12 protein-coding genes are annotated in these 14,676 nt (G+C 45.7%); 10 read left to right on the top strand and 2 right to left on the bottom strand.

Features of this window, described 5'->3' with window-relative positions; genetic code table 11:
- Window position 1 precedes the first annotated feature (1 nt).
- Entirely contained in the window at window positions 2-676 is a 675-nt protein-coding gene (locus tag BST99_RS03800) for a DUF4130 domain-containing protein (protein WP_105000616.1), read from the top strand.
- 3 nt (window positions 677-679) lie between these two features.
- Here the strand turns inward: BST99_RS03800 and BST99_RS03795 are convergent, their stop codons facing one another.
- Window positions 680-1,207 carry a hypothetical protein gene (locus BST99_RS03795; RefSeq protein WP_105000615.1) on the bottom strand — a complete coding sequence of 176 codons (528 nt, stop codon included), beginning with the start codon at window positions 1,205-1,207 and terminating at the stop codon, window positions 680-682.
- Window positions 1,208-1,272: 65 nt separating this feature from the next.
- Between BST99_RS03795 and uvrA the strand changes: the two genes are divergently transcribed.
- The 6 genes from uvrA (at window position 1,273) to BST99_RS03765 (ending at window position 11,236) form a co-directional block, all read left to right on the top strand.
- Window positions 1,273-4,143, top strand: a complete 2,871-nt coding sequence (gene uvrA, locus BST99_RS03790; RefSeq protein ID WP_105000614.1) for an excinuclease ABC subunit UvrA — start codon at window positions 1,273-1,275, stop codon at window positions 4,141-4,143.
- 9 nt (window positions 4,144-4,152) lie between these two features.
- Entirely contained in the window at window positions 4,153-4,839 is a 687-nt protein-coding gene (locus tag BST99_RS03785) for an LOG family protein (protein WP_105000613.1), read from the top strand.
- Window positions 4,839-7,670: a gluzincin family metallopeptidase gene (locus BST99_RS03780; protein ID WP_245916171.1), complete on the top strand. Its 2,832-nt coding sequence runs from the start codon at window positions 4,839-4,841 to the stop codon at window positions 7,668-7,670. The genes BST99_RS03785 and BST99_RS03780 overlap by 1 nt, the downstream gene beginning before the upstream one ends.
- A gap of 168 nt (window positions 7,671-7,838) precedes the next feature.
- Window positions 7,839-10,253 carry an alpha-ketoacid dehydrogenase subunit alpha/beta gene (locus BST99_RS03775; RefSeq protein WP_105000612.1) on the top strand — a complete coding sequence of 805 codons (2,415 nt, stop codon included), beginning with the start codon at window positions 7,839-7,841 and terminating at the stop codon, window positions 10,251-10,253.
- 45 nt (window positions 10,254-10,298) lie between these two features.
- Window positions 10,299-10,790, top strand: coding sequence for a DoxX family protein (locus BST99_RS03770; RefSeq protein WP_105000611.1), 492 nt, complete (start codon window positions 10,299-10,301; stop codon window positions 10,788-10,790).
- Between the two features lie 59 nt (window positions 10,791-10,849).
- Window positions 10,850-11,236 (top strand): DoxX family protein, encoded by a 387-nt coding sequence (locus BST99_RS03765; protein ID WP_105000610.1) that lies wholly within the window; start codon window positions 10,850-10,852, stop codon window positions 11,234-11,236.
- Here BST99_RS03765 and holA read toward each other — a convergent pair.
- Window positions 11,233-12,237, bottom strand: coding sequence for a DNA polymerase III subunit delta (gene holA / locus BST99_RS03760; RefSeq protein WP_105000609.1), 1,005 nt, complete (start codon window positions 12,235-12,237; stop codon window positions 11,233-11,235). The genes BST99_RS03765 and holA overlap by 4 nt on opposite strands.
- Before the next feature lie 26 nt (window positions 12,238-12,263).
- On the opposite strand from holA, the gene BST99_RS03755 reads away from it, so the two are divergent.
- From BST99_RS03755 to BST99_RS03745, 3 genes are all read left to right on the top strand, one after another.
- Entirely contained in the window at window positions 12,264-12,710 is a 447-nt protein-coding gene (locus BST99_RS03755; protein WP_105000608.1) for a type I restriction enzyme HsdR N-terminal domain-containing protein, read from the top strand.
- 12 nt (window positions 12,711-12,722) lie between these two features.
- Window positions 12,723-13,724 (top strand): glycosyltransferase family 2 protein, encoded by a 1,002-nt coding sequence (locus BST99_RS03750; protein WP_105000607.1) that lies wholly within the window; start codon window positions 12,723-12,725, stop codon window positions 13,722-13,724.
- A gap of 221 nt (window positions 13,725-13,945) precedes the next feature.
- Window positions 13,946-14,674, top strand: a complete 729-nt coding sequence (locus BST99_RS03745) for an OmpA/MotB family protein (RefSeq protein ID WP_245916170.1) — start codon at window positions 13,946-13,948, stop codon at window positions 14,672-14,674.
- The last annotated feature ends 2 nt before the right edge of the window (window positions 14,675-14,676 follow it).

Raw genomic sequence — 14,676 nt, 5'->3', positions numbered from 1 at the left:
GATGATGAACAGAAATAGTATGCCTATCGGAACATCTCAAGTTCAACTGAGACAACAAAAAGACTTCAATTCAAATAAGTCTGTATTGCACTTATCGTACGATGGTAGTTTTAATGGATTTCTGACGGCCATTTGGCACCGAAGAAAGATGAACAACAGCCAAGAGGTCGCTTTGCAAAGAGGGCAAGCAGAACAGACCTCCATTTTTAAAACGACCAAGTACATCCTGGCTAATCAGTCGATTGCTCGTCAACTTTGGCATGAACTGGATAAGAACAAAAAGCCCTCTGCTCGTATCGCCTATTTTGCCTATTTGGCCGAAAAGAAATACCTCAATCAGGCCCTCTTCAATTTTCTGAGCCAGGTAGATTCAGCAAGGCCCATGGACCCCGAAGTACACAAAGCCTTGGAAAAAGCGGCGAGTGAAGTTCAAAATGAAAAAGTACGCCACGAGAAAGAGCTTCAATTGCGCAAGACCAACGAAACCCTCTGGTGTGCGGAATTGCATCCCCGTTACGACATCATTCCCCTCTTAAGTCGACATATTAAAAAGAAATATGCCGGCTGCGACTGGTTTATCTGGGACAGCAAGCGACGTTATGGTGTACTCTGCCAACACGGTCACTGTACCCTGACCAAAAAAAGGTTGCACCACCGTTCTGCATTAGCGAGTTAGAACCTATTTGGACTTTTCCCCTACAAATTGTTGACTTTTGAGTTTAAAGAGCACATTAAAAGTCGTTAAGCTTCCGTAAATACGCGTAATGTATTGTTGCAAGTCGATCTTTTCTTGCTCTTCCAAGTTCTTATTGGAGTTTATTTTCTGTTCCAAAACACGGATGCGATCTCGCAACATGACAATTTTATGGAAGAAGGTGTCTACTGGTATTTCTTTAGCGCTCAGCGAGGCATCCCCGGGTTGCAGCGTCATTGTTCCGCCTTTCCATTTGTCTCCGATAGGCACTACTTCGCCCAGCCCGTTCCATTTTTTAAGGATGCCCAAAAGGGCTTGTTCCATTTCAAAAAGACTAACGCGGTCCACATCGTCTTGAACGGCTTCTAAAACTTCAAAAGAATCATCCAACCCTATGGTTTCCAGTCCATGATCTATAAAGGTGACCCAATAGTGCTTTTGACTAACATCCGTCACTACCCCTTTGCCCCATTCAGGGTGCTGAATTCGAGAGCCCACGCCCAATAATTTCATCTTGTTTTGATTTTTCTACAAACATACACTCTCCGTCCGAAATGCCTTAATTTAGCAGTTCTGCTATGAAGAACTCCAAGTCTTTTGAAGAAGAAATTGAGATTCGTGGAGCAAGAACCCACAATCTTAAAAATATTGATCTTACCATTCCACGCGATAAGCTTGTCGTCATTACCGGGCTTTCAGGCAGTGGTAAGTCTTCTTTGGCATTTGATACCATCTATGCCGAAGGACAACGTCGCTACATCGAAACCTTCTCGGCCTATGCAAGACAGTTCTTAGGCAGTATGGAACGCCCTGATGTTGACAAAATCGATGGGCTTTCTCCGGTGATTGCGATTGAACAAAAAACCACCTCGCGCTCTCCCCGCTCCACCGTGGGAACGATAACGGAACTCTATGATTTTTTGAGGCTCCTCTACGCCAGAGCGGGCGAAGCCTACAGTTATGTGACTGGCGAGAAGATGGTGAGCTATACCGACGAGCAGATTCTCGATTTGATCCAATCCTCTTATATGGATCAACGCATTCAGATTCTGGCTCCGGTTATTAAGGCCAGAAAAGGGCATTACCGTGAACTTTTCCAGCAAATTGCTAAACAGGGCTATGTCAAAGTTCGGGTTGACGGCGAAATCCGGGACATTGAAAATGGGATGAAGCTCGACCGGTACAAAACCCACGATATTGAAATTGTAGTCGACCGACTGCAGGTCAAAACCGGAGAAGAAAACACCAAACGCATTGCAGCTTCGATTCAAACCGCCATGAGTACAGGGGACAACGTGCTCATGGTCCTGGATGATCAAGGTTCGGAGCCCCGTTATTTTAGTCGAGACCTCATGTGTCCGAGCAGTGGTATTTCTTACCCAAGTCCGGAACCCAATACCTTCTCCTTTAATTCGCCCAAGGGAATGTGCCCAGAATGCGATGGTCTGGGGCATGTGCACCAAATCAATCCTGCAAAAATCATTCCCGATAACAGCCTTTCCATAAAGGACGGTGGTATCGCTCCACTAGGTCCCTACAAAAAATCCTGGGCCTTTAAACAGCTCGAAACCATCGGGAAGCGGTATGGGTTTTCCTTGGATGATCCCCTTGTCAAAATTCCGGAAGAAGCCCTGGAAGTCATCTTAAAAGGCGGCAAAGAAAAGTTCTCGGTCAGCTCCAAGACGCTTGGAGTAACCCGGGATTATAAAATCGATTATGAAGGAATTGAATCCTTTATTCAGCAACAATTCAAAGATTCCGCTTCTTCATCCATAAAGCGTTGGGCCAAGGATTATATGGACGAAATCGAGTGCCCAGAATGCCGAGGGACCCGGCTGAAGAAGGAAGCCCTGTACTTCAAAATTGCCGAAAAGAATATTGCCGAGTTGGCCCAAATGGATTTGATTGGCCTCAAGCACTTCTTTGACACCCTCGAAGATCGATTAAACCCCCAGCAGAAGGTCATCGCACTGGAGATCCTAAAAGAAATTCGAACCCGATTGGGCTTTCTTTTGAATGTCGGTCTGGACTATTTGTCCCTTAATCGTCCATCCAAGTCCTTATCTGGAGGGGAAGCCCAGCGTATTCGCTTGGCAACTCAGATTGGCTCCCAACTTGTCGGGGTACTCTATATTCTGGACGAACCGAGTATTGGCTTGCACCAACGCGACAATGCGCGCCTGATTGAATCCTTGGAATCTCTGAGGGATATCGGAAATTCGGTATTGGTCGTGGAACACGATAAGGACATGATTCTGCACGCCGACCACGTGATCGATATTGGTCCAAAGGCAGGGAAACACGGGGGAGAAATCATTTCGGAAGGCACGCCTTCTGAATTAGAGAACAGTACGACACTGACCTCCGATTACCTCTTCGAACGAAAGGCCATTGAGGTCCCGAAAAAGCGCCGAAAGGGCAACGGAAAGTGGTTGCATTTACAGGGATGTACAGGAAACAACCTCAAAGACGTATCCATCAAGATACCTCTGGGTAAAATGATTGGCGTCACCGGTGTTTCCGGAAGTGGTAAATCTACGCTCATCAACGAAACACTCTACCCGATTTTGAACAACCATTTTTTCAATGGGGTAAAGGCACCTCTGCCCTATCAAAAGATTTCTGGTCTGGAACATCTCGATAAAGTGATTGACATCAATCAATCCCCTATCGGCCGTACTCCCCGTTCTAACCCGGCCACCTATACCGGAGTGTTTAGTGAAATTCGCAGCCTTTTCGCTAAGACTACAGAAGCGACAATTCGCGGGTACAAACCCGGAAGATTTAGTTTCAATGTGACAGGAGGTCGTTGCGAAACCTGTATGGGGGGTGGATTAAAGGTCATCGAGATGAATTTTCTGCCCGATGTTTATGTGGAGTGCGAGACTTGTCGCGGTAAGCGTTTCAACCGAGAAACTCTCGAGATACGTTACAAAGGAAAGTCCATTTCTGATGTGTTAGAAATGACCATGAATGAGGCCGTTGACTTTTTTGAGCACATCCCAAAGATCTATCGAAAACTGAAGACTATTCAGGATGTCGGCTTGGGTTATATTACCCTAGGGCAGCAGTCCACTACCCTCTCTGGTGGGGAAGCACAACGGGTCAAGTTGGCCACGGAACTCTCGAAGCGAGATACAGGAAATACCTTTTACATTCTAGACGAACCCACTACCGGGCTACACTTTGAAGATATTCGGGTATTGATGGAAGTTCTAAACCGGCTAGTCGACAAAGGCAATACAGTACTGATCATTGAACACAACCTGGACGTGATTAAAATGGTTGATTACATATTTGATGTAGGACCGGAAGGTGGTCAGGGGGGCGGCCAGATCATTGCTAAAGGCACGCCTGAGGCTCTGGTCAAGAACAATAAAAGCCACACGGCAAAGTTTCTAAAGAATGAGCTTCAGGTCTCTAAAAGCTCCAAAGTACTACAAGAATAAGGAAAGAATATGAGCGCGGAACAACACCACAAAGGATGGAATGCCATCAAAACCAACGATTCCTGGGCCCTTTTTAAAATCATGGGAGAATTCGTCAACGGATTCGAAAAAATGAGTTTGATTGGCCCTTGTGTTTCCATTTTTGGTTCTGCCCGAACTCCTCAGGATGCTAAATACTACCAATTGACGGTAGAAATCGCTAAAAGGATTGCAGAAGCAGGATACGGTGTAATTACGGGCGGTGGACCGGGAATCATGGAAGCGGGTAACCGAGGGGCAGACGCTGCCCAAGGGATTTCTGTGGGCCTAAATATCGATCTGCCATTTGAACAACACAACAATCCTTACATCAATTCAGACAAGAGCATTGACTTCGACTACTTTTTTGTTCGCAAGGTGATGTTCGTCAAGTATTCCCAAGGATTTGTGGTGATGCCCGGAGGTTTTGGAACCCTAGACGAACTCTTTGAGGCCATTACCTTAATCCAAACCCATAAAATTGCACGCTTCCCTATTATTCTGGTCGGAAGTGAATACTGGGGTGGTTTACTCGATTGGATCAAAAACACTATGGTGAGCTGGGGAACCATCAGTCCGGAAGACTTGGATTTAATTCGCCTAGTGGATTCTGCCGAAGAAGTCGTTTCCATTATTGATTCCTTCTACAAGGGTCGTAACCTTAGCCCGAACTTTTAATGCACAGATCCAAAGCGCTACTTTTTGGGATGGTCTTCTTCATGCTGCACAATGTAAGTGCACAGCATACCAACTCTGTATTTGCCAAGATTATTCCAGAAGAAGAAAGTATTGCCGTTCAGCAGCATTACCTATACGTAAACCAGAGCGAAGACCCCCTTGAAGAAATCTGGTTTTACGATTGGAACAATTCCTACTCCAGTAAGCGTACTCCTCTATCTAAGCGTTTTTCGGAAGAATTCAACCGAGGCCTGCACTTAGCGCGTCAACGCGACAGAGGCTCTACAGACATCATCAGTATTGTTGCTAAAAACTACAAAGGCTTAAAATGGGAATACGCCAAGGAAGAGGATTTGTTTAAAGTCATCTTACCCGAGGCTCTTGCTCCGGGAGATTCCATCAAAATTCATTTTACCTACAACCTAAAACTGCCGGATACTCGCTTTTCGGGCTATGGGTATAAGGATAACGGCGAACTCTATCTGAAGGATTGGTATTTCAGTCCACTCGCCTATCGTGATGGATGGCATAAATATTCCAATAAAAACCTGGACGATCTCTACACCGAGCAGACCGCAGAAAGCGAAGTGCAGGTCATCTTTCCGAAGCAGCTGTATTTGAACAGCAACTATAAATTAGGGAGTGAATCAGAGTTTCCTCAGGGCAAGCAAGTCATTCTTAAAGAAAAAGGTGTCCTGAATTGTGAGCTGTTTTTAACGCTAGAAAACAACTTCACCACTCACTTAACACCGAAACTAAGAGTGGTTTCTGACATCGAAGCCAAAAAATACAACTCACCGGAACAAGGTGCCAGTATTATTCGAATCGCAGATTTTCTTGAGGAGTACCTGGGTGAATATCCACATGACCACCTGCTGGTTAGTGAGATGGACTATAATCGGTACCCGCTTTATGGAATCAACCAGCTTCCTTCCTTCGTTCGTCCCTATGAAGCTCGCTTTCAATACGAGATGAAGTTTCTGAAAACAGCCCTGAGAACCTACCTGAGAGAAACCATTCATATGGATCCACGAGCCGATAAGTGGGTTTTTGACGGACTAACGAACTACCTGATGATTCGGTTTGTAGAAGAGCACTACCCCGATCAAAAATGGCTGGGCAAGCTCTCCAAGGTCTGGGGTTTTCGCAGTTTTAATTTGGCAAAAATGGGCTTTAACGACCAGTACAATTTGTTGCATATGCTTTCGGTACGAAGCAATTTGGACCAGGCCCTAAGCACTCCCAATGACTCGCTTATTAAGCTTAACCAAAAAATTGCTAGCGGTTACAAAGCCGGTTTAGGCTTGGCTTATGTCGCCGATTATATTGGAAAAGACAAAGTAGAAGCTTCCATTCAAGAGTTCGTTCGCGAGCGAAAAGGCTTGCCCATCAGCTCTGCAAAAGACTATGAACGTATTCTGCGGAAAGTCTCCGATAAAGATTTGGACTGGTTCTTTACCGAGTACGTACAAACCCGTAAAAAGATTGATTACCGAATCAAAAAAGTCGAGCAAGGAGAAGATTCTATTCGGGTAACTCTCAAAAACAAAAGGGGAACCCCTGTGCCTATTTCCCTTTTCGGTCTCCAAGGGGATTCTGTTGTTTCTAAATACTGGTTCTCCGGTTTTGATTCTGTAAAGCGCTTTAGCATTCCCAAAAAGGGAGAAGAGCGATTGGTGTTGAACTACAACAAAGTAATTCCCGAATTCAACCAGCGTGATAACTGGAAGTCCTTGGGTGGATTTCTTTCGAGCAACAAGAAAATCCGTTTCCAATTCTTCAAGGACACCGAAAACCCCTACTACAATCAGTTCTTTTACGTTCCCATCGCGAACTACAACATCTACGATGGTATTACCCCAGGGATTCGTTTGTACAACAAGACCTTCTTGGAAAGACAATTTCGCTTTGACATCGCTCCGACCTATTCCTTCTTAGAAAGAACACTTGTTGGAGGGGGTGGATTCTCGTACCGTAAATACCATGGAAAAAGTGGTCTTTTTGTTTCCAATTACTCCATTGGAGGGGGTACTTCTCACTTCCAGACCAATTCACGCTACACCACCATCACCCCTTCGGTAAGTTTCGGTTGGCGCCCAGGAGACCTCATTTCTAACAAACGGCAATTCTTAAACGCCCGATGGCGAAATGTCTTCCGGAACATTGATCCTGCCATTGCCAATGAGATCGATACGGATCCAGACTACAGCGTCTTTAATGTGCGCTACATCAACAGAGACAACGACATCATCAATTTCAAGTCCATGGAACTGGACTTTCAGTATTCCAGAGACTTTACCAAGGTTTCCTTTGAATGGGAATTCCGACGCTTGTTTCAGAACAATAGGCAGATCAACCTGAGGTTGTACGCTGGAAAGTTCTTGAGAAATCAAACCAATTCTGATTTCTTCAGTTTTGCCTTGGACCGCCCGACAGACTACCTTTTTGATCTGGATTACCTTGGAAGATCAGAGGCAACTGGACTGGTAAGCCAGCAGATCATTATCGCAGAAGGTGGATTTAAATCCCGCTTTGAGGATGCCTTTGCTAACGATTGGCTGGTCGCCACAAACGGCAGTTTTAATCTCTGGAGATGGATTGAACTGTATGGAGATCTCGGTTTTGCATCGGACAATCCGGGCGGCACGCGTTTTATCTATGATTCTGGTGTTCGCTTAAATTTAGTGACAGACTACTTTGAGCTTTACTTTCCTCTTTACTCTAACCTCGGTTGGGAAATTGCTCAGCCAGATTACGGAACCCGCATTCGATTTATCGTAACGGTCAGCCCAAAAACCCTTACGGGGCTGTTTACACGTAAATGGTTCTAAGGCCAATATATTTTCATTATTCTCTTTTTAACAGGGAATTAGGTGATTTATTTTGTTAATATCCTCATAATTCACAGCTTAAATTGTGAATTATTCAATAATCAGAGCTGTTCCTATTAGGTCATTCCCTACAGTTTTTGTAATTTCGCAAAAACCTAATTTGGCCTTATGAACCCAGAAATCAGCACAGCTTCACCCATTACATTTGAGGAATTCAAACAACAGGTACTGGCTGATTATAAACACGCCTTCATCAGCCGAGAATGCAGCTTACTCGGAAGAAGAGAAGTACTGTCGGGGAAGGCCAAGTTTGGCATCTTTGGTGACGGAAAGGAGTTGCCGCAAATCGCTATGGCGAAAGTATTTGAGCCTGGTGATTGGAGAAGCGGTTACTACAGAGATCAAACCCTTATGATGCGTTTGGGTCACCTGAACGCCACCTCCTTTTTTCACGGTTTATACGCGACGACCGATCCGGTTTTAGAACCCATGAGCGCCGGTCGCCAAATGGGTGGGCACTTTATGACACCCAGCATAGATGCAGAGGGCGGATGGCTCAACCACACTAACCAAACCAACAGCAGTGCTGACATTTCTTGTACGGCAGGACAAATGCCCCGATTACTCGGATTGGCGCAAGCCTCTAAGGTCTACAAGAACCAAAATATTCCCGGGGCGGACCGTTTTAGCCGCAACGGAAGAGAAATCGCTTGGGGCACCATCGGTAACGCCAGTACCAGTGAAGGGCATTTCTTTGAAGCCATTAATGCCGCTGGGGTTCTTCAGGTTCCTTTAGTCATGTGCGTTTGGGATGATGATTACGGAATTTCTGTCCCTGCCGACTACCACACCACCAAAGGAAGCATTTCCAGTATGCTTAGAGGTTTACAACGTGAGGGGAAACCCAATGAAAAGGCTTTTGAAATCATCAAAGTGAAAGGATGGGACTACCCTGCATTGATTGAGGCATTTCAAAAAGCAGCAGACATCGCTCGAGAAGAACATGTACCGGTACTTCTGCACGTGATTGAATTGACCCAGCCACAAGGCCACTCTACCTCCGGCTCGCATGAGCGCTATAAAAGCGAGGAACGCCTTACCTGGGAGCGGGAATACGATTGTAATCGCCAGTTCCGCAAGTGGATTCTCGAAAATGAATTGGCCGCCGACGAAGAACTTAAGCCATTGGAGAAGTCTTGGAAATTGGAAGTAAGAGCCGCAAAGAACGATGCCTGGTCAGACTTCCTTCAACCCCAAAGACAAGACAAGGATGCGCTAGAGCAAATCTTACTGGGATTGGTCCCACAATTGTCCAATCCGCAGCCAATGGAGGCGCTTATCGAACGTCTTCGCAGCTTTAAGGAGCCGATCAAAAGAGATGTTCACTCCCTGGCAAGACGAGCTCGCACCCTACTCTTGCAGGAACAAGGTGCCGATAAGACTCCCCTGCAGCATTTCATTGAAGCCCAAGCCGAAAAGAATCAACAGGCCTTCAGCTCACACCTGTATAATGATCTTCCCAGCAAGGCGACCCGAATCGAAAAAATCAAACCCACCTACCGCAACCTAGAAGATACGGTTGATGGGCGGGTTATCCTTCGTGACAACTTTGAACAACTCTTCGAGCGCTATCCCGAAATGATGATCTTCGGAGAAGATACCGGAACCATTGGGGATGTGAATCAAGGTCTCGAAGGATTGCAGAAAAAATTTGGAGAATGGAGGGTTTCGGATACCAGTATTCGCGAAACCACCATCGTTGGTCAAGGTATTGGTTTGGCCATGCGTGGACTTCGTCCAATTGCTGAAATCCAGTACTTGGACTATATCCTGTACGCCATTCAAACCATGAGTGATGATTTATCCACCCTGCGTTACCGCAGTGCAGGTAAGCAAAAGGCTCCTCTAATCATAAGAACTCGAGGACACCGCTTGGAGGGAATATGGCACTCGGGCTCCCCCATGGGAGCGCTCATTCATCTCTTGAGAGGGATGTACATCCTTGTACCGCGTAACATGACTCAAGCGGCCGGCTTCTATAACACCCTGATGAAAGGAGACGAACCTGCATTGGTCATTGAAAGCCTTAATGGGTATCGTCTAAAAGAAATTCGCCCTACGAACCTCGGTGAATTCTGTACCCCTATTGGAGAGGTGCAAATCATGAAACCCGGAAGCGATCTTACGGTGGTTTCTTATGGTTCAACGTTGCGTATAGTCGATCAGGTGGCCAAAGAGGTGCAGGAAATGGGCATTGACGTGGAAGTTATCGACGCGCAGTCTTTATTGCCTTTCGATATCGAGCACGATGTAGTCAAAAGTGTTAAGAAAACCAACCGTTTGTTGATCGTTGACGAAGATGTTCCTGGAGGTTGTTCTGCCTATTTACTGCAAGAAATCCTGGAGAAACAGGGTGGCTATCAGTACCTGGATTCAGCACCACAAACATTGGCCGCAAAGGCCCACAGGCCGGCCTATGCCAGTGATGGAGACTACTATTCAAAACCTAGTGCAGAAGACATTTTTGAAGCCATTTACGGCATTATGCAGGAAGCAAAACCCCATCAGTTTCCTCCCCTCTAAAGGTTAAACAAAGTTTGCTATCTTAGGAGCATGCAACACTCTCCTATGAAAACAGCTTTAAAAAAACTGATCACCCCTCGACTACAAGAACGCTGGGGTGCTGACCTTGTCTTTGCCGTTATTCGTTTTATTACTGGAATGCTTTTGGCCCTTGATTTTGGAGCCTCAAAGTTCGGTATGCCTTGGTCTCCTAAAGAGAATGAATTAGGGCTGTTTGAGGTAGCTTACTGGTTTCCGGATGATGTGGCAGCTTACGGTGGAATATTTGCCGCTTTCCCCGCCTTTTTTGCCTGGATGGGAGCTTTTAGTGAAGCCGTTGGAGGCCTGTTTTTTGCCCTAGGTCTCAAAACACGGTTAGCCTCTTTCTTGATCATGTGCACCATGCTAGTTGCCATTTTCCTTCAAAAGTGGGGTCAGGGTACCTGGGGAATGTTGCCCGCTTTTGGCTTTTTATGGGTCTCTATTTACAACCTCTATTTTGGATCCGGTCGCTTTGGCTTGGACTACCTGATCAGTCGTCGTTGGCAAATGGCTTAAGTACGCAATGACCAATTATTCTTATTTTTCGCTTCAGAACCATTAAATCCTTTACTGGTATGAGTTTAAAATCAAACTTGGGCCTGGCGTTGCTCCGGATCATCCCCTCCGCTTTAATGATTACTCATGGATACCCTAAGTTTCAAAAAGTGGTAAACCAAGACTTTGAATTTGCTGAACCCCTTTCCGGTATCGGAATGAATGGTGCAGTGACGCTTGTCATCGCCGTATTAGCAGAATTCTTTGCTCCAATCTTGATCATTCTGGGATTGAAAACCAAGTGGGTTTCTCTGCTCACCGCAGCAACGATGGCTGTAGCCGCCTTTATCGTCCACTTTTCGGATCCGGTTAAAGTAAAAGAAAAGGCCTTGTTGTATTTGGTGATCTATGTGGTCATCTTCCTTATGGGCCCTGGTAAGTACAGCTTAGATCAGCGCAACCGCTAACGGGTAAAACAAAGCATTAGCTCCTTATACAGTTCTCTCGCTGGCCATCCGGAGGCTCCAACCCCTTTGGACAACCCGTCTATACGCCTTAATTCCTGCAAGATCCCGGATAATTTTTTGAGGGGGTAATGCCGGGCCGCGATCTGGTATTCTTTGACGAAATAGGGATTTACACGCAAAGCTTTGGCCACTGCAGGAGCACTTTTATCGCTCAAAGCATGGTATCGACTCAGCTGGCTAAAATAGGTGTGTAAAAAGCCCAGCGTGACCACCATGGGATGCGCATTTGGATTAGAGGCAAAGTAATTCAAAATGGTCCCCGCCTTGCCGAAGTCCTTTTCTCCCAAGGCCTTCTTCAATTCAAAATTATTGAAGTCCTTGCTGATCCCTACATAGGTTTCAATCTGCTGGGCATCAACCGGTTTGCCTTCTCCAATAGCCAAGCGTAGTTTTTCAAGCTCGTTTTCGATCAAGGAAAGGTCGGTTCCCAAATATTCGACCAACAAGGCAACGGCTTTGGGACTGCACTGAAGCCCTTTTTCTTTGGAACGACGACTCAGCCAAGCCGAAATTTCGGATTCGTAGAGTTTCTTGGATTCAAAGAGGAACCCGGACTTGGCAAGAGCTTTATAAAGCTTTTTGCGCTTGTCCAGTTTTTTGCCCTTGTAGTTGACCATCAAAATAGTAGAGGGCAAAGGATTCTCAATATAGGCCTGTAATTGATCTACCGTACGGGCCAAATGCTGTCCCTCCTTGACGATAACCACTTGGTACTCCGACATCATGGGGAAGCGTTTGAGCTGTTCGACCAAAGCGTCTACCTTGAGTTCCTTACCATATAAAATCGTTTGATTAAAGCCTTTTTCCTCTTCGAGAAGCAAATGCTCCTCCAAATAATCCGAGAAGACGTCCATAAAATAAGGCTCTTCACCATGAAAGAAATAGACCGGCCGTGGGCGGCGGTCTTTAATTTCTTGGATAAGGCTTTTCAATTCTTTCATTCCATCGGTTTTGCGCAAATTTGCATATGCGGCAACTCCATTTTCCGGGCTATCGCTTCCGTACCAAAAGTATAGAAAACAGCACCCATATTTTTGATCCGATCAGGAAAAAATTCTTCCTGCTGCAACCCGAAGAATGGGTGCGCCAGCACGTGCTCCAGTTTTTAATCCAAACCCACCACTACCCAGTCAGTCTGATCGCCGTAGAAAAACATATTCGTGTCGCCCAAACCGATAAGCGATTTGATGTAGTGGTTTACAAACCCGATGGGAGTATCTTTCTGCTTATCGAGTGTAAAGCCCCTGAAGTCCCCATTACACAAGAGGTATTTGATCAAGCAGCCCGTTACAATCTGAGCGCTCAAGCCGATTGGCTCATGCTGACCAATGGCTTAACTCACGTGTACTACTCCATCGATTATGTCACAAAAAAGTGCAAATTCGTACCCGAAATTCCTGCATTTAGCCCTTAATTTGCAACCGTTTTGAAAGTTGCCCTGGTCATTTTGAATTACAACGGAGCTTCTTTGCTCTCGAAGTACCTGCCCAGCGTATTGGCGCACAGCCAGGGTACGGAGGTGTGGGTTATTGACAACGCCTCTACCGACGACTCTGCTCGGGTACTGGAAGAAGAATTTCCTCAGGTCAACGTCTTATTTAATTCCGAAAACAATGGGTATGCTGGTGGATACAACTGGGGGCTTACCCAGATTGAAGCCGATGTCTACGGCTTATTGAATTCTGATCTACAGGTGACCAGCGGCTGGTTGGAACCCTTGGCGTATATGATGAAGGAGAATCCTGAAATCAGTATAGTCCAACCCAAAATCAAGGACCTAAAAAAGCCCGAATACTTCGAATACGCCGGTGCTGCGGGAGGCTTTCTGGACCGTTTGGGCTACCCCTTTTGCAGAGGTCGCGTATTTCAATCCATCGAAACTGATCTTGGGCAATACAACGACACCATTCCTGTGTTTTGGGCAACTGGAGCTTGTTTTTTAGTGCGGTCTTCTGTTTTTCACGAACTCGGCGGTTTTGATGCAGATTACTTTGCTCACCAGGAAGAAATTGACTTTTGCTGGAGGGCACAAAATCAGGGGCACCAGGTCTGGTACAACGGACAATCGGAGGTCTTTCACTTGGGAGGGTCTACCCTGAGCAATATGAACCCTCGCAAAACCTTTCTGAATTTCAGAAACTCCCTTTTCACCCTGCTTAAAAACACGGCCAAGCCAGAAGTTTTTGCTTTGTTATTTGCTCGAATGGTGCTGGATGGAATCGCGGCAGTGGTGTTTTTACTTCAACGAAAACCAGCGCACAGTTGGGCTGTATTTAGAGCTCACCTCGCCTTTTATCAGTCTTGCAGGTCCATGTGGGCCAAAAGAGGAAAAAGCCAAAAAAGTGTAAAATTTTACCGAACGACGTCCATAGTGTGGTTACATTACGTACAACAAATAAGGGAATATCGGGGATTAGTAAAAGATTAACCCCTCTATCCCTTCGCTGAGCAAGCAAAATATATAACTTTAGAGTAATTTTTAATGGTTAATACAACTTCACTTATCATGAGAAAAGCTTTTCTGGGAACACTGGGCGTTGCCTACTACTCACTTCCTGCGTATCCAACAAGAAGTACGCAGATCTAGAAGCCAAACAAAAAGAAACACAAGACCTGCTGAATTCTGCAACAGTTAAATTGAATAGCTGTTTGGAAGAACAAGCGGCTAGCGAAGCACAGCTTCAAACGCTAAGACAGCAAAACGACTTCCTGAAATCAAACAACCAGGAGTTGATCAACAATATGGGTGACTTGACAACTTTGACTACCAAAGGAGCCGAAAACCTTGAGAAATCACTAGAAAGTCTTCGCGAAAAAGACCTGATGATCAGTAACCTTCGCGATGCCGTTACTCGTCGTGACTCTGTAAACCTGGCCTTGGTTCAGAGTTTGAAAGGAGTTTTAGGAAACTTGGAAGATGACGATATCGAAGTAAGTGTCGAGAAAGGCGTTGTTTTTGTATCGATCTCTGACAAGCTTCTTTTCCGCAGCGGTAGCTATAATGTAACCGAAGCAGCGAAGCGTATTCTCGGTAAAGTTGCCAAGGTAGTGAACAACAAACCTGACTTTGAATTCTTGGTTGAAGGACACACCGATAACGTTCCTTTCCGAAGCGGAGTACTGGTTGACAACTGGGATTTGAGTGCAAAACGTGCCACTGCAGTTGTACGTGTACTACAAAACGATTTCAAGGTTGACCCCAAGCGAATGACTGCAGCGGGTAGAAGCTACTATGTACCACTAGTAAGCAATACTACTGCGGCCAACAGAGCGAAAAACCGCCGAACACGTATCGTGGTGCTTCCAAAACTAGATCAGTTCTACAACATGATCGAAGAAGGGATGAAAGATCCTGCCATTGGAGGTCAAGGAAACTAAGA

It is taken from the genome of Aureicoccus marinus, assembly GCF_002954325.1.
GTDB classification, from domain to species: Bacteria; Bacteroidota; Bacteroidia; order Flavobacteriales; family Flavobacteriaceae; genus Aureicoccus; species Aureicoccus marinus.
Note: the sequence above shows the minus strand (reverse complement) of the source record. Positions and strands in the feature narration are given on the sequence as shown.